21 protein-coding genes and 2 pseudogenes are annotated in these 22,063 nt (G+C 56.7%); 12 read left to right on the forward strand and 11 right to left on the reverse strand.

Annotation, left to right across the window (positions count from 1 at the left end; all coding sequences use genetic code 11):
• Positions 1 to 25: 25 nt before the first annotated feature.
• Together K3762_RS06270 and K3762_RS06275 are read right to left on the reverse strand one after the other, a co-directional pair.
• On the reverse strand, positions 26 to 457 hold the full coding sequence (locus K3762_RS06270) for a hypothetical protein (RefSeq protein ID WP_260012393.1): 432 nt from the start codon (positions 455 to 457) through the stop codon (positions 26 to 28).
• A gap of 33 nt (positions 458 to 490) precedes the next feature.
• Positions 491 to 1,123 carry a peroxiredoxin gene (locus K3762_RS06275; RefSeq protein ID WP_260012394.1) on the reverse strand — a complete coding sequence of 211 codons (633 nt, stop codon included), beginning with the start codon at positions 1,121 to 1,123 and terminating at the stop codon, positions 491 to 493.
• A gap of 120 nt (positions 1,124 to 1,243) precedes the next feature.
• Here K3762_RS06275 and K3762_RS06280 point away from each other — a divergent pair, with 120 nt between their 5' ends.
• The 8 genes from K3762_RS06280 (at position 1,244) to K3762_RS06315 (ending at position 7,822) form a co-directional block, all read left to right on the forward strand.
• Positions 1,244 to 1,714, forward strand: a complete 471-nt coding sequence (locus K3762_RS06280; protein WP_260012396.1) for an Rrf2 family transcriptional regulator — start codon at positions 1,244 to 1,246, stop codon at positions 1,712 to 1,714.
• Entirely contained in the window at positions 1,711 to 2,376 is a 666-nt protein-coding gene (locus K3762_RS06285) for a Crp/Fnr family transcriptional regulator (RefSeq protein WP_260012398.1), read from the forward strand. The genes K3762_RS06280 and K3762_RS06285 overlap by 4 nt, the downstream gene beginning before the upstream one ends.
• A gap of 98 nt (positions 2,377 to 2,474) precedes the next feature.
• Complete coding sequence (locus tag K3762_RS06290) at positions 2,475 to 2,690, forward strand: DUF2892 domain-containing protein (protein WP_260012400.1); 216 nt, start codon at positions 2,475 to 2,477, stop codon at positions 2,688 to 2,690.
• 225 nt (positions 2,691 to 2,915) lie between these two features.
• Positions 2,916 to 3,779 (forward strand): MBL fold metallo-hydrolase, encoded by an 864-nt coding sequence (locus tag K3762_RS06295; RefSeq protein ID WP_260012796.1) that lies wholly within the window; start codon positions 2,916 to 2,918, stop codon positions 3,777 to 3,779.
• A gap of 37 nt (positions 3,780 to 3,816) precedes the next feature.
• Positions 3,817 to 4,308 carry a bacterioferritin gene (locus K3762_RS06300; RefSeq protein ID WP_260012401.1) on the forward strand — a complete coding sequence of 164 codons (492 nt, stop codon included), beginning with the start codon at positions 3,817 to 3,819 and terminating at the stop codon, positions 4,306 to 4,308.
• Between the two features lie 72 nt (positions 4,309 to 4,380).
• Positions 4,381 to 6,060, forward strand: coding sequence for a bifunctional protein tyrosine phosphatase family protein/NAD(P)/FAD-dependent oxidoreductase (locus K3762_RS06305; RefSeq protein WP_260012402.1), 1,680 nt, complete (start codon positions 4,381 to 4,383; stop codon positions 6,058 to 6,060).
• 575 nt (positions 6,061 to 6,635) lie between these two features.
• Positions 6,636 to 7,577, forward strand: a complete 942-nt coding sequence (locus K3762_RS06310) for a toll/interleukin-1 receptor domain-containing protein (protein ID WP_260012404.1) — start codon at positions 6,636 to 6,638, stop codon at positions 7,575 to 7,577.
• A gap of 56 nt (positions 7,578 to 7,633) precedes the next feature.
• Positions 7,634 to 7,822 (forward strand): hypothetical protein, encoded by a 189-nt coding sequence (locus K3762_RS06315; protein ID WP_260012405.1) that lies wholly within the window; start codon positions 7,634 to 7,636, stop codon positions 7,820 to 7,822.
• A gap of 820 nt (positions 7,823 to 8,642) precedes the next feature.
• Here K3762_RS06315 and K3762_RS06320 read toward each other — a convergent pair.
• The 4 genes from K3762_RS06320 to K3762_RS06335 all read right to left on the reverse strand — a co-directional run bounded on the left by K3762_RS06320 (position 8,643) and on the right by K3762_RS06335 (position 12,604).
• Entirely contained in the window at positions 8,643 to 9,068 is a 426-nt protein-coding gene (locus K3762_RS06320; protein ID WP_260012408.1) for a response regulator, read from the reverse strand.
• A complete protein-coding gene (locus K3762_RS06325; RefSeq protein WP_260012410.1) occupies positions 9,034 to 10,464 on the reverse strand; it encodes a sensor histidine kinase in 1,431 nt (476 codons plus the stop codon). Before K3762_RS06325 ends, K3762_RS06320 begins: the two co-directional genes overlap by 35 nt.
• A gap of 320 nt (positions 10,465 to 10,784) precedes the next feature.
• A complete protein-coding gene (locus K3762_RS06330; protein WP_260012412.1) occupies positions 10,785 to 11,216 on the reverse strand; it encodes a glyoxalase superfamily protein in 432 nt (143 codons plus the stop codon).
• The gene (locus K3762_RS06335) at positions 11,213 to 12,604 is read right to left on the reverse strand and encodes an MATE family efflux transporter (protein ID WP_260012415.1); all 1,392 of its coding nucleotides are present in this window, start codon (positions 12,602 to 12,604) and stop codon (positions 11,213 to 11,215) included. Before K3762_RS06335 ends, K3762_RS06330 begins: the two co-directional genes overlap by 4 nt.
• 329 nt (positions 12,605 to 12,933) lie before the next feature.
• Between K3762_RS06335 and K3762_RS06340 the strand changes: the two genes are divergently transcribed.
• Positions 12,934 to 14,319, forward strand: coding sequence for an IS1182 family transposase (locus K3762_RS06340; RefSeq protein ID WP_260011505.1), 1,386 nt, complete (start codon positions 12,934 to 12,936; stop codon positions 14,317 to 14,319).
• A gap of 486 nt (positions 14,320 to 14,805) precedes the next feature.
• Positions 14,806 to 15,987 carry a cytochrome b/b6 domain-containing protein gene (locus tag K3762_RS06345; protein ID WP_260012417.1) on the forward strand — a complete coding sequence of 394 codons (1,182 nt, stop codon included), beginning with the start codon at positions 14,806 to 14,808 and terminating at the stop codon, positions 15,985 to 15,987.
• Positions 15,988 to 16,062: 75 nt separating this feature from the next.
• On the opposite strand, the gene K3762_RS06350 is transcribed toward K3762_RS06345, so the two are convergent.
• Both K3762_RS06350 and K3762_RS06355 read right to left on the reverse strand, forming a co-directional pair.
• Positions 16,063 to 16,641: a YceI family protein gene (locus tag K3762_RS06350; RefSeq protein WP_260012420.1), complete on the reverse strand. Its 579-nt coding sequence runs from the start codon at positions 16,639 to 16,641 to the stop codon at positions 16,063 to 16,065.
• A gap of 177 nt (positions 16,642 to 16,818) precedes the next feature.
• Positions 16,819 to 16,971, reverse strand: a pseudogene (locus K3762_RS06355) (IS110 family transposase); the annotation flags it as partial.
• Between the two features lie 133 nt (positions 16,972 to 17,104).
• Here K3762_RS06355 and K3762_RS06360 point away from each other — a divergent pair.
• Positions 17,105 to 17,461: pseudogene (locus tag K3762_RS06360) on the forward strand (integrase core domain-containing protein); the annotation flags it as partial.
• Positions 17,462 to 17,794: 333 nt separating this feature from the next.
• Here the strand turns inward: K3762_RS06360 and K3762_RS06365 are convergent.
• Complete coding sequence (locus K3762_RS06365) at positions 17,795 to 19,141, reverse strand: DUF6538 domain-containing protein (RefSeq protein WP_260012422.1); 1,347 nt, start codon at positions 19,139 to 19,141, stop codon at positions 17,795 to 17,797.
• A gap of 245 nt (positions 19,142 to 19,386) precedes the next feature.
• On the opposite strand from K3762_RS06365, the gene K3762_RS06370 reads away from it, so the two are divergent.
• Positions 19,387 to 20,565: a DUF6538 domain-containing protein gene (locus K3762_RS06370; protein ID WP_260012423.1), complete on the forward strand. Its 1,179-nt coding sequence runs from the start codon at positions 19,387 to 19,389 to the stop codon at positions 20,563 to 20,565.
• A gap of 208 nt (positions 20,566 to 20,773) precedes the next feature.
• Here the strand turns inward: K3762_RS06370 and K3762_RS06375 are convergent, their stop codons facing one another.
• Together K3762_RS06375 and K3762_RS06380 are read right to left on the reverse strand one after the other, a co-directional pair.
• Positions 20,774 to 21,208, reverse strand: coding sequence for a BRO family protein (locus tag K3762_RS06375; protein ID WP_260012428.1), 435 nt, complete (start codon positions 21,206 to 21,208; stop codon positions 20,774 to 20,776).
• Between the two features lie 263 nt (positions 21,209 to 21,471).
• Positions 21,472 to 22,050: a hypothetical protein gene (locus tag K3762_RS06380; RefSeq protein WP_260012430.1), complete on the reverse strand. Its 579-nt coding sequence runs from the start codon at positions 22,048 to 22,050 to the stop codon at positions 21,472 to 21,474.
• Positions 22,051 to 22,063: the final 13 nt, after the last annotated feature.

A 22,063-nucleotide genomic window follows, 5' to 3' on the forward strand; every position in this document is an offset into this window, starting at 1 on the left:
AACATTGTCGCCCGCTGAGCGCGGCTTAGAAGGACAAGATGCGCACGTTCGGCGTCAGCAGGCGCGCGGCAATTGCAGTCGGGTCAGCGGGGTTGATACCGTCGAGTAGGACCTCGGGACCTGCGCCCTTGTTCGGCAAGTAGATTGCACAGACCTCGACCTGGGTGCCGGTCTCCATGATCTGCTGCATCAGTCCTTGGGGGCTCATGCCACGCGGCTTCTGCGGGTCGGTCGCCGAGGCGGGGGCGTCCTTCAGGGCCAGGTCGCCGGCTGGCCCGCAGAGCATGATCTGCGCTTCGGCACCTTGCTGTACCGCCTGCATGGTCAGCACCATACCCATCAGTTGGGTCTGTGCGTCCCCTGAGGCGAGGACCGTAAGCAAATCCGGCGCTTCCTGCGCCTGTACGGCCCCGGCGAGACCCAATCCGGCCAGCGCCGCGAATGCAAGACGTCTCATGTTGTCTCTCTCCTTTTCATGGGCGAACAATTGTTAGTCTTGCACATGCGTGGTCCGCAAGTAAGGGCGGTGTGTCGTCCAACCTTGCGGGAATAGACCCTTGGCCGCAACGTCGTCGATCGAGGGCGGAATGATGACCTCGTCACCGGGACGCCAGTCAGCAGGCGTGGCAATCTGGTGCCTGTCTCCCGCCTGAAGTGCATCGACCGTCCGCAGAATTTCATCGAAGTTGCGCCCCACGCTCATTGGGTAAGTCATCGTCAGGCGCAGCTTCTTCATATTGTCAATGATAAAAACCGAGCGTACGGCAGCCGTCTCGGACTGAGTGGGATGGATCATGTCATAGAGACGCGCGATTTTCAGATCGGGATCGGCCACGATCGGAAACCGCAGCGTAGTGTTTTGGGTTTCGTTGACATCGTCGATCCACCGCATGTGCTCTTCGACAGAGTCGGTGCTAAGCCCAATCGGTTTGACGCCGCGCTTTTCGAATTCGGCGCTAAGTTGCGAGGTCCGACCCATCTCGGTAGTGCAGACTGGGGTGAAGTCGCCCGGATGGCTGAAAAAGAAAGCCCAGTCGTCGCCGATCCAGTCATGGAAAGAGATGGGGCCGGTCGTGGTGTCAGCGGTGAAATCCGGGACGACGTCTCCAAGAAGCAAAGGCATGATGTTTCCTTTCAATTGGTTTTGCTACCAAATACCGTAGAGCGGGCGCGATCTCGGTGACATTGTCACTCAGCCTGCAAAAAGTTACATTCAATGTAGAACTTTGAGGGGGATACATCGATGAAGCTCACGGCATATTCGAACTACGCGCTCAGATCGCTACAACTTGCCGCGCTCAGGTCACCGGAACTTGTGCGCGTGGATGATGTGGTCAGGGTGCATGGGTTGGCTCGGCCGCATATCGTGAAGATCGTGCATGAACTGGGACAGGCTGGTCTTGTGAAGACAAGGCGGGGGAGAGGAGGCGGGTTTAGGCTCGCACGTCCTGCCGAAGAAATCGTTGTCGGAAATGTGATCCGGCTAACGGAAGGGCCGCTCGACATTGTCGAATGCTTCAATGCCGAAAAAAATACCTGCCCGTTGATCGGCATCTGCAAGCTATCTCGGGCACTGAGCGAAGCGACGAAAGCATTTATGGCGGTGCTCGATGACCTTACGTTGGCGGATATCGCGTCGAACAGGAGTGAGCTCTTATCCCGCATCACGCCATTAGAAGAGGGCATCGTCCGGCCATCGCGGAGGGGGCAATGAGCATCGAAGACTGGACCGAACGATTTCAGGGGACCAGAGCCCTGCCGCGCGGCGTGAGGGATCGGCTGATCAAGGTGGCGCAGGTCCGCGCTTATCACAAAGGCCAGGAAGTATTTGGTCCGCGCAATATACCGGACAGCCTGTTATTCTTGCTGGAGGGCACAATTCGCGTGTCGCAGACTTCCGAGAACGGACGTGACATCGTGCTATACCGCGTGGATGCGGGCGAAAGCTGCGTGCTGACAACGGCTTGTATGCTGGCGGAGGAGGCCTACAGTGCTGAAGGTCTGGCGGAGACCGACATCCGTGTGGTCGCCCTTCCAAGGCTCGCCTTCGACACCCTCGTCGCCGACGAGGCGGCCTTTCGCAACTTCGTGTTTGCCGCGTACTCGCGGCGGCTGATCGATCTTCTGCGCGTGGTGGACGATGTTGCATTCGGGCGGATCGACGTTCGACTCGCCGAGCGCCTTCTCACTCTGGCGGGTGACGACCGGGAAATCTCTGCGACCCACGCGCAGATTGCGAGCGAACTGGGAACAGCGCGTGAGGTCATTTCGCGCGTGCTGCACGATTTCCAGAAGCGGGGCTACATCGTGCAATCGCGCGGACGGATTGAGGTCACCTGCAAGCCGGCCCTGCGGGCGCTTACCAACAGCGCTTAGCTGGCCGCCGATGAAAAATCGCCGCTCGGTGACAATATCACTGAAGCGATGTTGTGAAAGTTATATATCATGGTCAACTTTCAAGTTTGGAGGACGCCATGACGACTAATGTCGGAACCCTCGACCGTATCCTGCGCGCCGCGCTTGGGCTGGTCCTGCTCTATTTCGCTTTCTTCAGCGGTTTGCACCTCTTCGCCGAACCGCTGATCAAGTATGGTACGGCCGTCGTCGGCATCGTCATGCTCGCAACGTCGACAATAAAGATGTGCCCGCTCTACGCAATTTTCGGTATCAAGACATGCCGGGAGTGCTGAAATGGAGCTGCGTTAACACCCGTCACATCGTTCGTCGGCGGTCTGCGGATTGGTCTTAGCGCGGTGCTTCTGATGCTCGGGCTCGGCCGGAGCTTCCGTGCCAACATCGGTCCGGGGTTCACATCGAGACACGGGGGCTGCGGGCAGTCGCGGCCGACAGCCGCGCGTAGCATCCTGATCAACCGTAACATTTGAGGAGGAAAAAGCGTGACTTACCCCATTGACATGACCATCAAACCCAAGGTTCAGGCCTTCTTTGACGAGGCTACGAACACGATAAGCTATATTGTGAAAGACCCGACATCCGATGCCTGCGCCATCGTCGATAGCGTCATGGACATTGACTACGCTGCCGGGCGGATCACTTATGACCATGCGGACGAACTGATCCGGCAGGTGCTATCGCAGGAGCTGAAGTTGGAGTGGATCATCGAGACCCACGTCCACGCCGACCACCTGTCGGCCGCCCCCTACATACAGCAGAAGCTGGGTGGAAAGATCGGCATCGGATCGAAAATAATGGTGGTGCAGGAGACCTTTGGAAAGGTTTTCAATGAAGGCACCGAATTCCAGCGTGACGGCAGCCAGTTCGACCGTCTGTTCGACGACGGCGACACCTACACGATCGGCAATATGCCCGCTTTTGCCATTTACACGCCGGGTCACACGCCCGCCTGTATGGTGCATGTAATGGGCGACGCGGCCTTCGTGGGTGACACGCTGTTCATGCCCGACGGCGGCTCGGCGCGCGCCGATTTCCCTGGCGGAGATGCGGCGACACTCTACGACTCGATCCAGAAAGTCCTGGCCCTGCCGGACGAAATGCGGCTGTTCATGTGCCACGACTACGGGCCGAACGGGCGCGACATCCAGTGGGAGACCACAGTGGGTGACGAAAAGGCGCACAACATCCATGTCGGCGATGGCAAGTCAAAGGAGGATTTCGTCAAGTTTCGCACCGAACGCGACGCGACCCTCGCCATGCCCAAGCTCATTATCCCGTCTTTGCAGGTGAACATGCGCGCAGGCGAGGTTCCTACCGACAAGGATGGCAACCCTATGCTCAAGGTGCCCCTCAACGGTCTTTGATGATAGCCTCGCGGATACAGGTCAAAAGGAGAAGACAATGTCAAACAACTCAACGGTGGAAAACCTGAACAAGGCGCTTCAAATGGAAATGAGCGCCGCGCATCAATATCAATTGCACGCGCATGTCCTCGACGATTGGGGCCTCAATTTGCTGGCAGACAAGATGCGCGAGGAACAGGCAGAGGAAATCGGACACTCCGACTTGTTCATCGAACGCATCATGTTCCTGAAAGGAACGCCCCAGATCGCTTTCGCCAAATCGCCCGAGCGCGCGGAAACCCTGCCGGATATGTTCAAGGCCGACCTTGCCGATGAAGAGGAGGCCATTGAATTCTACCTCACCGCGGCCCGGCAGGCCGATGAGGTCAACGATGTCGGATCGCGCATGCTCTTCGAAAAGATCGCGATGGATGAAGAAGGCCATAAGGCCTGGTTGGAGCTGCAACTTGAGTTGATCGAACGCATCGGCGACCGGGCGTACAGCGCGAAGATGGTTTCGGTCATACAAGACGAAGACCCATCTACTTGACGAAGTCCGCAGGTGTGATGGCGGCGCGTCGGTAACGGTCTTTGCTCGAAACCAACAGGGAGGAATGCGACGATGGAACTGAAAAAGATCTCGCCGAAAGTTACGGTGTCCCCGCAGATCGCAGCTAAGGACATGGCCGCGATCAAGGCTGCAGGCTATCGTGCGATCATTTGCAATCGCCCCGATGGGGAAGGCGCTGACCAGCCAGGCTTCGAAGAGATCGAGGCCGCTGCCAAGGCCGAGGGAATCGAGACGTGCTACGTCCCGGTTGAGTCGGGGATGGTGACCGATCAGGACGTTGCTGCCTTTGGCCAAGCGCTGGCAGAGGTGCAACGCCCGGTCTTGGCCTACTGTCGGACCGGCACACGCTCAGCAACACTCTGGTCGCTGCACGAGGCGAAAAAGCGGCCCGTCTCCGAGATCCTCGCCCTGACGAAGGCGGCAGGCTATGACATGAACGGTGTCGCGCGCCGCGTCGCCAACGGCGGCAAGACCCCGACCGGCACCGGGGATGCGCACTACAAGGTGGTCATCGTCGGCGCGGGTGCCGGTGGGCTCGCAGTCGCGGCAAGCCTCAAGGCGCGCAAGCCAGACCTCGAGATCGCGATCATCGATCCTGCCGAAATTCACTATTACCAGCCCGGCTGGACGATGGTCGGCGGCGGAATATTCAAGGCACAGGAGACCGCCAGGACAATGGGCAGCCTGATCCCGGAAGGGGTCAAGTGGATCAAGGCCGCCGTCGCGGCCTTCGAACCAAAAAGCAACGCGGTCATCCTCGATGGTTGCCGCGTTGTGAAATACGATCGTCTCGTTGTCTGTCCCGGACTCAAGCTTGACTGGGGCAAGGTCGAAGGACTTGTCGACACGCTCGGCCGAAACGGGGTGACCTCGAACTATCGCTACGACCTTGCGCCCTATACTTGGCAACTGGTGCAGGAGATGCGCGGCGGCACCGCGCTCTTCACCCAGCCGGCGATGCCGATCAAATGCGCCGGCGCCCCGCAGAAAGCAATGTATCTCTCGGCCGACCACTGGCATCGGTCCGGTCGTCTCAAGGACGTCGATATCCATTTCTGCAACGCAGGCGGTGTGCTCTTCGGCGTGAAGGACTACGTGCCGGCACTGATGGAATACGTGAAGAAGTACGACGCGACCCTCGACTTTTTCCACGATCTTGTGGCGGTCGACGGGCCGGCGAAGACGGCCACCTTCGAGGTCAGCGAGCCGGATCAGGAGCCGCGGAATGTTAAGATGGCCTTCGAAATGATGCATGTCTGCCCACCCCAAACAGCCCCGGACTTCATTCGAGTCTCGCCCCTGGCCGATCCGGCAGGCTGGGTCGACGTTGACCAGGCGACGTTGCGCCACAAGAGCTTCGACAACATTTGGGCGCTTGGCGACGTGATGAACGCGCCAAATGCTAAGACCGCGGCTGCGGCGCGGAAACAGGCGCCCACCGTTGCCGAGAACCTCGTCGCCGATATCGCCGGGCGCTCGTCCGTGGCGCAATACGACGGCTACGGCTCGTGTCCGCTGACGGTCGAGCGCGGCAAGATTGTGCTTGCAGAATTCGGGTACGGAGGGGCGGTGAAGCCAAGCTTCCCGGCCTTCTTGATTGACGGAACGAAGCCAAGCCGTGCCGCGTGGTTCCTCAAGGAAAAGATACTGCCGCCGATCTACTGGCAAGCGATGCTTCAGGGGCGCGAATGGATGGCAAAGCCGGAAAAGTTCGAGACCGCGGCCAAATGACCGAACGGCGCGCCGGCACCCTCTCCGCCGACGGCGCCTCCGCGAGGGGGGCGCACAAGCTGCGCCCGCTTCCCCAAATTATAATAGGTCTCAATGGAGCCACGATTTGCCCGCTATTTGCCGATGCTCACTTGTGGCCGGCACTGCGATGGGGCGCTGAACCGACTAACGAAACGCGGGACCGGGTTTGCCGTTAAGGCCGCCCCTCATCGCTACAGTTTACAAAGACCGTTTTCTGAGTATTGCCGGCATTCGCGCCCGATGCAGTATGACAGCTTGGCTCATGGCGGGATTGAGTGGCCGCTTACGAGTTTATGGTGCGATTCTTTTGCAAGCGCGGCGAATTCACACTTTCCGCCCTTCTTGCCGAGGAGCGCGAACGGCCCAAACCTGCCCTGCCGTTGACCGACCGGACATCCGTGCGACGCCTCTGCTTCAAAGCAGCCATTTGCTTTCATACCAGGATTTGCAATCTACACGACGCTATGTCACCTCGAAGAATTACTTGTGGTTGTTGCGGATCAAACGGACATGTGTACTATGAGAGCAAAATTTGAACATACAAAGTAGAGAAAATGCGGGCATTTATTTCCTATTCCCACCGAGACAAGGGTGCGCTTGAACGGCTCCACGTCCACCTAAAAAATCTGATCCGTGATGGGCATATTGAGACGTGGTATGACCGCGATATTCTGGCAGGCAGTGGACTGGATGCCGAGATCGAACGAGAATTAGAAGCAGCCGACCTCTTTCTGCTTATAGTTAGCCCAGACTTCATCGCGTCTGACTACTGCGTTGAGCGGGAAATGAAGCGAGCACTTGAACGTCATGCAGCCGGGAATGCTCGCGTAGTACCAATCATCGTGGAAGAATGCGACTGGAAGGCGATGGGTGATTTGCGGCAACTTAAGGCCGTGCCGACAGACGGCAAAGCTATCAGTGAATGGGCCAACCCAAATACAGCCTACCTGAACGTGGTCCAAGAATTGCGTCGGATCATCGAAATCGAGCGCGCCCCAGCCTCTGTGGCGAAGGTCGCACCAGAGCCCGAAGCCGTCCCTCCCGCAACGGCGCGTTATCGTGCAAGAAAAGACTTTGACGAGATCGATAGAAGCGACTTCCGTGAGGCGGCATTTGACACAATCAAAGACTACTTTCGGCGCGCGACCGGGGAGATTGATTCAATAGACGGATTGCGTGGTCGCTTTACGGATAGGGGCACAACCTCCTTTGCTGCAACGGTTGTGAACGGCGGACAACGCGATGGGGCGGCCCACATTACTGTGCATTGCCGCAATGCGCGCATAGCTTTGGGTGATATCTACTATTCGTTTGACGAGAATGGTGGTGAAAATACCGCAAATGGTGGCTTTAACCTCTCAGCGGATGACTACGAGTTGTTCCTGGTGAGAACAATGAATATTTTCGGCAACGCTGATGAAAAGCTGGCGCCAGAGCAGGCTGCGGAAATGCTCTGGAATGAGTTCATTGGAAACGCGGGCATCAGTTATGACTGAGCGCGTCCGTTTTCGGTGCAAAAACTGCGGGCACCGTTTCGAAATCGAGGTGCTCGATGAAAACGAGCGCCTCGACGCCCGTCGAGAAAACCGACCGACAAATGCAGTTCATTGTCCCCAGTGCCAGCGCACTGACATTCGCCGAGGGTGGGATTGAAGACGTTTCAGATCAAGCCAAGCTTTCTATCTTTTTGCGTGAATTGTGCTGTCGCGCATTAGCCATTATGTTTAATCCGGAGAATTGAAATTGCTGTCAGCCAGTGAGTTTACAGTTGGAAAAGCAGGAACTGTTAAGCCTCTAAGCCTCATAATTCCAACTAACAAGTACGAAGAAACAATTATTGTTGGGCGAATAGATAACGAACCTACGGCTGTATTTCTTTCGGGGCAGTTTAGATCACACTACTTTGAAAGCAAAGGAAACGAAAGCTGGGGTGGTATAATCATCCCGGATGTACGAATAGAGGTTGATGAGACGAGCTCAGTGGACGCGACCCGCACTGACACGCCTCCCATTTCTGTGATTAGAATAGAGACGAGGCTCGTTGTCGCGGCGCGGAACGAGAGATCATTCGGCCGCTCCACTCTTGTCACGCTGCATGACGGCCTTGTGTCGGCAGGTGCTTTTCAAGCAGAGTTTAGGAACTGGCAGATCGTTATCGGAGACAGGCAAGAGAAGCGCGTTCTATGGTCAACTATGAACGACTGTGGAGCTTAGTAAGTAAAACGGGCTCTGAGAGCGGAATGACCGGGTTAGTGGTCTGGCAGTATCCGACCGTCGCGTTTGGTGCAGTCGGACAACCATTTCCGCAAACTCGCTTTGCAAGGGTTGCACGCTGATCTCGTGCTTGCATTAAATATCTGCTACCCGCCCTCTGTTTCTGTTTGACATGAACGGCCCTTACCAGACATTGACGACTGGACGTCACGCCGCAGTGCAGCTTCCCCAAAGCGGACATTGCCGAAGATGTGCAGTATTTACGAGGTTCCATGACCGTAATGCGGACTTTGCTGCCGTTCGAGTTTTGGCTGTTAAGGTCCGCTTTATGCGGTTTGCGATAGCCGTCATTCGTCCTTGGGGCTACCTGAGATATTCGCGGTTCCGATTGCGCGACCAAGTTCACCCGAAAGCAGCGGCTTCGAAAGCATTGCGTCCGGACGAATCGCTGCTTTCTCTTCGTCGGTCACTTGGTGCAGGCTCCCGCTCACGATGATGGACGGAATATCCATCTCACGACGAAGCACCAACGCTACATCCTGCCCGCGGCTCCCATCGGCAAGCTGAAGATCGACGATTGCAAGATCAGGAACGCAATCTCGGGCCATCTGGATCGCCTTTGACGCAGTCGCGGCGATGCCGACGACGTCATGTCCCAGTTCACCAAGCTGCCCTTCCAAATCAAGCGCGATGAAGATGTTGTCTTCAACCACGAGAACTTTCAGAGTGGCGGCTCCCTCATTCGGGAAAAAGGATTTTTGTCCGCCAGCCATTCTTACTCTCTATCTCGATTGTTCCACCCAGTTGCGATGCCATTCCCTCAATCAAACGCTGACCGAGACCTGACGATGGTGGCCTAATGTCCGAACGATCGGTAGCCCGGTTTGTTCCGTCGTCTGCAACCTCGAGAGTGATTGAGTCGTCGCCGTTACGCCGCAGACTGATGGTCACGGTGCCTTCTTCATCTGGTTCAAAGGCGTGCTTGAACGAGTTGGTGACCAGCTCGTTCACCGCCAGAGACAGCGTGACGGCCTTGTCGGTTGCAAGCCGGATTGGATCCACGTCGAGTGTGATCCGGACACCCCCGCCTTCACCTGAAAGCGAAGCGTGAAGGTGCTCTTTCAACCGTTCCAGGTATCTGTCGATCTGGACCGAACGCACGTCTTCGTCCTCGTAGAGCGAGGCATGGATCGCCGCGACGGCGTTCACGCGCGCCGTAGCGGCCTTGAGCGATGCGCGCGCGGCCGCGTCCGTGGTCGCAGATGCCTCCAGGCTAAGAATGCTCGCAACCATCTGGAGAGAGTTCTTCACCCTGTGGTTAACCTCTGCGATCAGCACGTCACGCGCTTGGACCGCCTCGCGCAGGCTCTCTTCGCGTTCGCGGATCGATGTCACGTCAAGGATGATGCCGACGATCCTGACCTCATGCGTGTCCGGATTTCGGACAGACTCGCCATGGCCAATCGCCCATCGCACGGCCCCATCGGGGCGCACGATCCGGTAATCAAGATTCAGGTCGGATCCTATGGTTCGGCTGGCCCGCCCGATCTCGGCTAAAGTCGTCTCAAGGTCATCGGGATGGATGCGGTCGAAAAACGCTTTTGCCGCTGTGACAGTCTCTCCTGCTTCAAAGCCGAACAGCGCATCCAATTGCGGCGAGCGGGTCAGCCTCCCGGAGGCCGGGTCGAGCTCGAAATAGCTGAGTTCCGCGCCGCGCATTGCAGCCCTTCGCTTCGCAGCGTCAGCGCGCTCCCCCAGAACGCTCCGCGTAACGTCTTCGGCTGTATGGATCACATGGGTGACGCGTTCGGGCTCGGATGTATCGGCGAAGACGGGTGAGTTCAGGATGCGCCAGTATCTTGTGCCGTAGCGGCCGTCGGCTTCCTGGACATCGTGCTGTCGCAATGGCATTTCCTGTGCCTTGCCTGTCGCGACAACTGCGTCTGTCGAGGCCTGCAATTCCGCCTCGGCGTCCGAGTTCGGGTCGTCTGGATTGGCTGGGAAGGCTTCGAAAACCCGGTTCCCGACCAGATCTTCTGGCTGGCGGCCCAGCATGGCGCAATAACGTTGGTTCGCCGCGACAATCCGGAGGTCTGGCGTAAACACCATCTGTGCCGACGGTGCCGCATCAAAAAAAAAACCCAGATCGATACGGCTCACTTCTTCCATTATGGCGTCCTTCTTGTAGCACGATTTAGCGGGAGCTCAGCCCAAATATGCAAGCTTAAGGAATGACCGTCGTCGATTCCCTGCGTGATGTTGGAAAAACGGATACCAAACAAACACTTGCGTGAGCAAGGCGCGTTTGTAGGGCTCCTATATAGCTTTTCGATTGTCAGTAGCCCTGGAAGATGAGCACTGGTCTTGCTGCGACAAGTTCCAATGGCCGGTTCAAGGGGCGTCAGCTGAGGTCTACCTGGCGGACAGAGCTGCCGTTGGCTTCAATCGCGCCATCGGCCGCTTACGGGTTTAAGAACTGGAATTCACTTTCACCATAGATCAATCTGAAGATGCGCCTGCCCGTCGCTTGTCCGTTCGATCGAATGCCCTTTGGGGCCAATGACACCACGAATGCGCGAGCGGAAATTTGAGAAGCCATCAAATGTGACAACGTCTACGGCTTCATCTAAGTGCAACTCCAACCGGAACCACTCTGGTTTCAGGGTCGAAATAGAGACCACATGCCCCGTGAACGGTTGCGACAGATACGTTCCGCCGACTTTGTCACCGATGGCCCAGCCCTTGAGGGGCGCTTTGCCGATGGCGGCAAACATCGTGTTCCAATCGCTGAAGCCGTGCTGGTGGGCGACCAATTCGAGGGACTTGGCATGGCCAATTGATGTCCCGTCCTCGGCCATTTTTGTGCGCAAACGCTTTGCTTGATCCTTGGCTTTTGCGGCGGACGGAAGTTTCGGGTTCATGGCGCTGCTCCTTCTTTGGTATGGAAAATACCCCATTTCAAGCTTTGGTCCTGTGCGGCGAGCCTGAGCACTACAGCCGTCAAACCCAATAGCATGACTTCGGCCAATGGGCCCGCAATCCAGATGCCTATTTCACCGAACCAGACGGGCAACAAGAACGTCAATGGGATCGCAAATGCATAGGTTTTTGTGAGCCCCAGCAGAGCGGCCTTGCTCGCGGAGCCAATCGCTTGGAAATAGGTCGCGATCATCATCAACGGCCCCACCAGAAGGAAAACGCTGGCCATGACGGGGAGGATACGTGACACCTCGTCAATGACTGCGACATCCTCCACGAATGCGCTGGCGATCCGGCTCGGCATGCTCATCACGACGATCTGCACCACTGCGCAATAGATAAACGCGACCCAAAGGGCCATGCGCAGGCTCGCATCCGACCTATGCCAGAGGGCGGCGCCATAGTTGTTGCCCGTGACGGTTTGCATCGCGAAGGACAGACCCAAGAGCGGCAAGAAGGTGAATGTGATGACCCGCGTGATAATGCCATATGCCGTGATCGTGTCGGCATAGCCCGATCGGCCGACCCATTGCAGCGCGGTGATAATCGCCGCCGACCCAAGCGCAAGCCCGATGAAATTCAGGCTTTGCGGCGCGCCCAGGGCGAGGATTCGCCCCCATTTTCCGCACATGGAATGGGACAGCAGGGTCGCAGGACGCAGCGACGTTTCGCCGAACAAACGGAACGCAAAAATGACCGCAAACGCGAATGCTTGAGCCGTCGCTGTCCCATAGGCTGACCCAGCAACGCCCATGTCCAGAATGGCGATCAGCACATAATTAAACCCTATGTTTGCGAGCGACACCAGCAAGCTCATCGCGGCCATAAAGCCCACGCGCCCTTCATTGCGCAGTGCGTCAGAATTGACCGACAACACGAACAACAGTGGGGAGAAGAACACCGTGATCCGAAGGTAGACCAATCCCATCTGCGCCAAACTCTCTGACCCGCCAGCAGCGAGCAATGCAACAGGCTGGCCCAATAGGAGGAACAACACGATCAGGACCGCGCCCAATCCCACGGCCAGCCCATGTGCGCCTGCAAACGTCGCACGCGCACCGTCTATGTCGCCCGCGCCGAGGGACCGGGCCAGAAGGCTCGACATGCCGTTGGCAACAAGCGTGGAGAGCGCCACAATCATCATGTAAATCGGGAACATCAACGTAACCGCCGCCAGCGCATCAGGCCCGACGTAAATGCCCAGAAACAACGCATCTGCAACGGACAGCAGCCCGTTCATCCCCATCACGAAAATGATCGGCAGCGCTGTCTTAAGGTAGATTGTGCCAAGCGGCCCATCGGTGAATGTATTGGTGGGGGTATCACCCATATCCCATATCTCTCTTGCCTGATCGCGCAGTTTGAGATGGGACCCGCATTACCATCCGCGCGATATGCGGAAAGAGGTAGATAGAGAATTACGTCGCAGAACTTAACCAAGACAAACGTCAGCGGGAGGCAGGCGTCTACAGCCTGAATGCTGGCTAATCCGAAAATTTTCCGCGGTCAAGCGGTTTAGGAACATCCCATTCTGCAAAAGCCGACCTTCGCCGCGCAGCAAGAAATCGGTAAAGTTGGGCTTATTTTGTTGAAAAACTCGTGCTTGATCGGCGAGTGAACTGCTGATTCAATTCTTCTTGCGAGCGGGAGGATTGACGGATGTTGGGACCGAGACAGGAAGCGCAGGCGGCGTTGTTTTATGAGTTCTCGTTGGAAGATCACGTTCCCCAAGATCACCTGCTGCGGTCGATTGATCGCTTCGTCGATCTGAGCAGCATCCGCGCGCATCTGGCGGATTACTACAGCCACACCGGGCGTCCATCGGTCGACCCGGAGCTGCTGATCCGCATGCTTTTGGTGGGCTATTGCTTTGGCATCCGATCCGAGCGGCGGCTCTGTGAAGAGGTCCATTTGAACCTCGCCTATCGCTGGTTCTGTAGGCTCGATCTGAACGACCGTATTCCTGACCATTCGACCTTCTCCAAGAACCGTCATGGCCGTTTTCGAGAGAGTGAGTTGCTACGCCATCTGTTCGAGACGACCGTAGCCCGTTGTATCGAAGAAGGCCTCGCCAGCGGGCAACGTATGGCAGTGGATGCCAGCCTGATCGAAGCGGATGCCAACAAACAGAACTCGACGCCGAAGGAAGAATGGGACGCGTCGAGCATTGATCCCGCAGATGCGCCCCGCGCCGTGCGCGAGTATCTCGACACGCTGGATGAGGCGGCATTCGGTGCGGCCAGCGAGGTTCAGCCCAAGTTCACCTCGCATTCCGATCCGGCCAGCCAATGGACTGCCGCGCGAAAAGGGCCTGCTTTCTTCAGCTATTCCGACAATTATCTGATCGACACGGATCACGGTGTTATTTTGGACGTCGAAGGCACCCGTTCAATCCGGCAAGCCGAGGTTGGGTCGACGCAGACCATGCTGACACGGGTGAAAGACAAGTTCGGCCTGGTCCCTGACTGGATGATCGCCGATACCGCCTATGGTTCAGGCCCGATGCTCGGCTGGCTCGTAGATCGCGACATCGACCCCTACATCCCGGTAATCGATAAGGCCGCACGCCCCGACGGCACTTGGACACGCACAGATTTCGAATGGGACGCTGAGAATGATCAATACATCTGCCCCGAGGGTCACGCGCTCAAACAGTTTCGCAGGAATTATTCTGATCCGAACCGGGGCCCGACGGGCAAAGGCACAGCCCGCTATCGCGCCTTGAAAGACGTCTGTCAGGTCTGCCCGTCCAAGCAAAAATGCTGCCCCAACGCTGATGCGCGCAAGATCACCCGCGAGGAGCACGAAGATGCGCGTCAGGTCGCCAGGGATCTGGCCAAAACCGAAGAGTACCAGATTGCGATGAAGCTCAGAAAGAAGGTTGAGATGCTCTTTGCCCACCTCAAACGCATTCTCGGGTTGGGACGACTGCGATTACGTGGGCCGTGCGGCGCAAATGACGAATTCCTACTCGCCGCTACCGCCCAAAACCTCCGCAAACTGGCCAAGATCCTTCCTGCACCGCAGCAAACGCGCAAAGCCTGATCAGAAAGGCGCTCGCGGTCAGTTCAGCGCACTACTTTCTGCGACCGCAACACGTTGTTTTTCCACAGAATCGGCTCGTAGGAGACATTCGCTGCGGATGAAAGTGCCACTCGCTGCTGAACGTCTGCTTTCTCCTCATAGGGTGAAACTATACTTCGCAACTGCGGCGAAATTCAGGTTTCCGCCGATGATGCAGGAGGAACACGAACGGCCCAAGCCAGACACTCACATCCTCTTTCGACGCTGCGGCGCAGCTTCAACAGATCGGCCATCCGTCAATTCCGCACCGCTGCACTCCCGCAAACACCCATACATTGCATGGATAATTAACCCGAAACGCGTGCGCATGCGGACACCTGCCCTCCGAGTTGCGCCTCGCTAAACCGTGCCTTGCCCATCTGCGCACAGAGGTTGTGTGAAAACAACGGAATGTGCTGGCGGCGAAGTCTTGATATCGGAAACCCAGTCAAGACATGCGAGGGTCCGATGATATCAAACACAACCGCCAGCTACGGGCGCGTCGCCCGTTTTTTCCATTGGAGCATCGCGCTCCTGGTGATGTCAGACATAGCGCTTGGATTGATCGGGAAGTTCACGCCGCGCAGTGGCTATACCGTTGCCTTCCTTCAGCTGTTGTATTCGACCCATAAGACGATCGGCGTGACGATCTTGGCTTTGGCAGTATTGCGGGTCGGCTGGGCAATCTCGCAACCGCGTCCCGTGCCTCTCCATCCCGAACGGCGCCTCGAAACCTTCGCCGCGGACACGGCGCATTGGGTGCTCTACGCCGCCATCTTCGTGCTCCCGCTTTCCGGCTGGGTGATCCATTCGGCCGAAGTGGGATTTGCGCCAATCTGGTGGCCCTTCCCCCAAAGCTTGCCGTTTATTCCAAAATCGGAGCGCCTTGCCGGTGCGGCAGCCAATGTTCACTGGATTGCGGGGATCGTTTTGGCAACGATGGTCGCGGCGCATATTGGGGGCGCAATTAAACACGCGCTGATTGACCGCGATGGCACCTTGGCCCGCATGTGGAACGGACGGGCTGCCGGCAAGGCGGCCACTCACCCCGGCAAGACGGCCTCCGTTCTCGCCGCAATAGGGATCTGGACCTTTGCAATCGGCGGCGCCCTGACCGTGTTTGCCCCCGCTCACAACGTGGAAGCCGCGTCACAATTCCCTGCTAAACAGACCGAAGGATGGGTCGTGCAGGACGGCAGCCTGTCGATCACAATCAAGCAAATGGGGGCCGAGGTCACCGGCGGATTTGCCAATTGGCAGGCTGAGATCGAGTATGATGAAGTAACCCGAACAGGCACCGTTAAGACGGTGATCGATACGACCTCCCTTACACTTGGGTCTGTGACGGACCAGGCGAAAGGCCCCGAGTTCTTCAATGTCGCCGCCCATGATACCGCCGTGTTTCAGGGCGACATCGTGCAAATCGGCGGACCGAAGCACCAAGCCTCCGGCTCCCTGACACTGGTCGGGCAGAGTGTTCCCGTCACGCTCGACTTCGATCTCGAGGTGACAGGACGCACGGCCAAAGCCTCGGGCGGCACGGTTCTGGACCGCCGTGACTTCGGCATGGGAGTGGCCTATCCGGACGAAAGCTCTGTCGGGTTTGCCGTGGATGTCCGGATAGAACTGGTGGCGGCTAAGGCAGAATAGACCCTGCACCATCGAGACGAAAAAAGGGCCGCGCGAGGAATCGCGCGGCCCTTGTGGTAAAGTATGAGGCTTCGATTATTCAGCGGGCACCATTGCTTCGATCGAGATATCGATCGCAACCTCATCCCCGACAAACGGGGCGAACTGGCCCATGTCGAAATCCGAGCGCAGCAAGGTGGTTGTCGCGTCAAATCCGGCCCAGGGGCGATTTTCCATCGGGTGATCGCCCAACTGATTCAGTGTGGCGTCCAAAACGACAGACTTCGTAATGCCGTTCATGGTCAGATCGCCGGTGATCTTGCCGGTCTCTTCGCCGGTTATTTCGATCGACGTTGAGGTGAATGTCACCAAGGGGTTCGCTTCGGCGCCGAAGAAATCTTCGCTCAGAAAATGCTCTTCGCGGGCGGGCCAGCCGGTGATGAGGCTCTTGGCGGGAAATGAAACAGAGACGCTCGATGCTGCCGGGTCTTCTTGGTCCAGCTCGATACTGCCCTCGAACCCAGAGAACATGCCTGTGGTGGTCGAGAAACCCAGGTGATTATAGCTGAACACGATCTGGCTATGGGATGGATCGAGCACATAGGTCATCGTTTCAGCCTGCGCCGCAGTCGCGAGTGTTGCGCCCATTGCCGTCGTAAGAAGGAAGTTTTTCATCTGAATCTATTTCTCCGTTTGAGATGCATACGTCAGGTCAGATGCACCTAATTCAGACGCGAAAATACGCAACTCTCTACCTTCAAACACACTCTGTGCGATATCGAACAGCAGGTGGCTTGTTTGCCAGGAAACGTAAAGATGCCAGACCTAAGAAGGCCTGAGGTTCATATCGCTTGCGAGATTTATGGTTAAGCGACGGGGATCTTCCAGCTTGTTCATAATCGCTATGCGGCGGCGGCGCTTCTTGCCGGGAATACTGATCAGCACCTCATGCCGATGCTTGGATATGTCGATGGCGACCAAAACGGTCGAAAGGGTAGCGGTCATAGCCGGTCTCCTCAGCGGTGTGGTTGTGCAAAACCACTGTTGAGACCTGAGACCCGGTCATGACCACCCGCTGCGCAATTTAAGGGGTGCGCAGGCGGCCATAACCTCTCTGCGCCGCTTCTTCCCGACGTGCTACGGGACAGAGTTCACGAGCCGGGCCATTCTAAGTTGGGGCGATCAGAACGCGATTCCATGGCACTATATCGACCCAGGGAAGCCGCAGCAGAACGCCTTCATCGAGTCATTCAACGGCAGCCTGCGTGACGAACTGCTGAACGAGGAGATTTTTGACACCCTGGACGAAGCCCGCCGGAAGCTGGCGCTCTGGCGTTACGATTACAACACCGTCAGGCCACATTCATCGCTCGGGAACAAAACACCGGCCGAAGCGCGCCGGACGCTTGAGCAATTTGAGGGCTCCGCGCCCGGCGTGCTTGCCAAGCCCAAAACCGACGACTCCCAAAATCAAACCCACAGACTCTCGTTATGAACGAGGGACCAGTAGGGGGGCAGGTCATTGGCTATGTCAAAACCAAGTCAAACTCGTTTCCGCGCGGATTTGCACGCGTCCATTTCCCGACCTCAATCGCAAGAGGTCACAAAAAATGTCCTACAATGGATCAAATATCGCGAAAGTTGCTCGGCGGACACGGCTTGAGAATGCTCTGGAATTCGTAGCTAAGATGGTTGCCGAACGAGACGACGGCGTCGCGTATTTGCCGATCTTTGTTCGCTTGGAGAAAGAACTTGCTGCCATGGAGGCTCAGGAAACAGCTATCCAACGGGCTAAGAGTCTTGCAAGAGCAAAATGCTTCGGAAAAGTTTAGCGTTTGCCCGGACGAAGTCTGATGGCTTCGGCGATTGCCAGCTTTTCCTCGAGGGATAAGGGGTCGCCATAGACTTCCCGTCCTCGAATTCGCTTTATGGAGTGTCCCATCATGGCCCCCCGGTCATCATTGTCATACCCGGCCCTCTTCATGCGCGCCTCGTAAGAGTGACGAGTCCCGCCAATCGTGATCTCCTCTGGTAAAAGGCCATTCTCATGTAAGAATGCATTGGCAGCAGCGGAGAATGTCCCTTTCCCACGATAACGCGCAAAGCCATCAGGATGTCGACGCATTGCTTGCAGGGCTACACCCACGAGCGGAATTTTCCGTTTGGAGGGTTTGTTCTTGATAGTGCGGGCAAACTCACCAGTCTCGTTCTTGATCTCAATGTGCGGGATAGCGTGGCAAAGATGGATAGATCCTGGCGGAATGTCGGTAATTTCGGACTGACGTCCTCCTGTCTCGACAAGCACGTAAATGATATCGCGTTCTTCTTCGTTCATGCCATCAAGAGCATTTGGTGCGATGAGCATCTCGAGGTTAGCGATTGGGATTTCGAGCTTCTGCCCGTCCCCCTCAGCGAGCTTGTAGAGTGGCGATGCCAAGTTCCTCCAAGGTGACGGCGGAACTTCTTCCGGATCGATGCCGAGGGCCTCATGATGTCGCTTCCACAGCCCATTGAGGTTCTGTAGTTCTGTCATTGCGGATTCAGCCTTGTAATCGTCATCATCCAGAACCCGATCCTTCAGAGCATCGCGGAATGAGATTGCAGATTGCCTGTCGATCGAGATGAACTCGGGATCCTTTCCGACGAGGTTGATGAACTTGTCGGCAGGTCTGAGCCAACGACTCTCCCATACTTTTTTGCCACGAGCAGTCTTATTTTTCCAATCTTCTGGAAACCGCTCAGGCATACTCATCGCAACTTCCTTTAAAGACATCTTGGGCATTTCAATGCCGCCGAGAATTGCTTGAGCGGCAACGCTTTCGGGGCCATCCCCCATGGCTTGAAGGCGTTCAACGCGACCGAGGATCTCTTCCAAATTCATGTTCGAGAGATTTTCCGCAGTCCGGTAGTCCTCTCCTCTGGAAACGGCCAGCTCTGCTGCGAGCTTGAACCTGGACTTCGCTTGATTGGGCTGCCTGCCAGCAAGCAAAGCATTCCACTCCGCCATCTTCCGCCGCTTCCAGGTGATTCTAAACTCGACTGCCTCTTCGTAGTTCGAAGTCCCAGTGGCCTGCCAGACCTCCTTGGTCTTGACGATATTCTGGAACTGCGTCGGCACCTGCAGGCGGGCGGTATACAACCCTTTCTTTCCGCGCTTAAAAACTCCGTCCACCATAACAACCTCTATCGAACCCAACTTGCTCAAAAGCTACATTTCACATCGCAGGATTCAAGCTGCTGCACCATAAATTGCTACGGAAATTGCTACATAGACAGTGAAGGTATTATCTCACAAAACCAACGAAATAAGGCTTTCCTATGATATCTGTCAATTGGTTCGATTCCGCCCCCGGGCACCACTTCTTCGGTTAACACCTTGGTTTTACTCCAGCTTTTAGCAGCTGCTTGGAGCCGTAGACCATGTCGGAGACCATTTCACCCACGTTCACCTTCGTAAAAGATGGTGTTTATTACTTCAGCCGTCGCATCCCGAAAGAGCTGCTTCGCCATTATTCGTCACCTCGGATCGCTTATTCGTTGCGGACCCGCTCGGCGAAGATAGCTGATGCGCGAGCCAGAAAAGCTGCAGATCAACTCGACGACTATTGGTTTCACCTGAGGTCCCGAGACGCGGAACTACCGGGAAAGCACATGTTGCGAATGGGAACTGCAACCGTCGCTGGGTCTCCTGCATCGCCAGACGCGATCATGTCTTCATTTGTGTTGTTGTCAGAGGCTGTTGAGATTTATCTGGGGCAGAAGGGCAAAGGGCGTCCTGCTACCTTCCACAGAGCAGCTGAGAGAGCTCGTGGTTACGTCATCGAGGCCTGCGGCGACAAGCAGCTCGACGTCTACACCAAAGCCGATGCAAACGCGTTCAGGGACGCTCTCATTGCGCGAGGGCTAGCAGGGAGTAGCCTGACGAGGGTCTTTGGCACTGTGCGAGCAGTCACGAACTTTGCCGCCAGCGAGCAGGGTTTAACGCTGAATAACCCGTTTGCCGGGGTTTACTATGATCGGACAGCAGGAGTCTCCGATCGGAATGCAGTTCCTTCAGAGACACTACGAGTTGTGCAGTCGAAATGCCGCGAGATTGACGATGACCTGCGCTGGCTCGTTTCCTTGGTTTCGGACACCGGCTTGCGACTTGCTGAAGCTGCAGGTTTGACCAAGGATGATATTGTACGCCACGATGACGGGTCGCTTACCGTCAGGGTCCGGGAACATCCGTGGCGGCGTCTTAAGACGAAAGGCAGTGAGCGAGAAGTTCCTCTTGAGGGCGAGGCTCGGTGGGCAGCAGAGCGCATCGTTGGGCAGCAAGGCCCCTCTCATTTTGCTTTCCCAAGATACAACAAGACTGCCAATACAAACGCCAACGCGGCCAGCGCAGCACTGAATAAATGGATGAAGGAATACGTGCCACGAGGATGCACGATGCACGGCTTCCGCCACTCGATGCGGGATCGTCTCAGAGCTGTCGAATGTCCTGCTGATGTTGTCGATCAGATCGGCGGCTGGCAGACTGAAGGCGTAGGCCATGGCTATGGGTCTGGATACCCCTTAAGCGTTCTTCGTAAGTGGATGAAGGAGGCAACGTGAGCCGACATGGTCTACGGCTCCAAGCAGCTGCTAAAAGCTGGAGTAAAACCAAGGTGTTAACCGAAGAAGTGGTGCCCGGGGGCGGAGGTTGTGTTCCTCCTACAGGCACTCTTCAGCCGGCAACTCCAGCAAAACAAGGGCTATCGTGCCAGACCACCCGGCGTCAATAGGCACCAGATGGTCTACGGCGTGGTCTACGGTACCTGTCTCAGTTGAATGGGTGCTGTCGGCTGCTTGGTAGATATTCACTGACGATAGCCTCGACGGCTCCTAGTATTGACCTTGGGGCGTACTTGAGGCGCTCCGCGTTGTAGATGTCCTCTGGGTCTCCAGTGGTTTCATACCAGCGCCAAAGGAGCTTGCTCTCGACCCAGTTCCTGAACTTAATCGCCTTGGGTGCCGGGCTGGCGAGAACAAGTTGGTAGAAAAGGCGCTCAGATATAAGGTCTGCCTCTTGGGCATCGATCTTCATCTTTTTCATCTCATGTGCAGGTAATAGGCTGCGCAGGCCGGAAGGGTGTCGCAGCGCACACGAGAGTTCCTGATCGAAGACGATCCATGTGCTACCGTCGATGTCTGCAGTTTTGATCCCATACCCAAGAGGGCAGAAGGTGTTGATGGGCATTGCTTTGGTTGAAGTCATGGTAGTTCCTTTCCAGTTGTCGGAGAGCGCCGCAGACGGCGTATGGGTCTGCCCGCCCATCTCTTTTGTCGCCCCGAGGGGCGGTGTGTCATGATGTGATACGGACAGGTTGTGGTGATGATGCGGTAAGGTCAGACCAGCGGGATGACCGCCCCTTTGCGCAATGGTGGCACTTATTCTCCCGGCATCATCCCACCGGCCCTCGCTAGGAGGGGGAAAGCGCGAACGCCCCGTCTATTGATAGGGCGCTCAGATTTTCCAGTTCAAACATCCACGAAGTAAGTGGCGTCTTCGATAGGCCCAAAGGGCGACGGCCGCCTTGCAAGAGCGTTGCGGTGGCAGTGATTACCAGTGGCGATCTCCTCTAGGCCCAGTCTGTCCAACTCGAGTTTATAGCTCTCATGGCGACGAACCCGTCTATTGAAGTTGGAAGCGTCAGTGACCCCGATATCCTTCCTTAGGTCCTTGTAGAGGTAGACCCCGTCTGGATTGCTCGCGAAGAAGTCGTCCACCTGAGCGACGGCATCTGCCACCCAACCCGTCAGTTTGACCTCGGCGGGTTTCCATGTGCTGACAGTGCAGCCGGGAAAGACCTCTGGGAGAAAGGCACGTAAGCCAGACCGTATGGGAGCGATAATGTAGGCGTTGCAGTGGCCGCAGTCGGAGCCGTTCCCCTGCCTGACCGCAGATCGGCACAAGGCTTGAAGAATGTGGTGTTTCTGTTCCCCGGCCTCAACGTCCTGAACAAGGGTCTTGGGGACCGGCTGATCGTTAGTGATACCGTTGCAGTACCGTGCCTTCATCTCGTAGTCCGTCTCAGGGTGGTTGTTCAGACCAGCCAATCCATTCCAATAA

Source organism: Sulfitobacter sp. W074 (assembly GCF_025142275.1).
GTDB classification, from domain to species: domain Bacteria; phylum Pseudomonadota; class Alphaproteobacteria; order Rhodobacterales; family Rhodobacteraceae; genus Sulfitobacter; species Sulfitobacter profundi.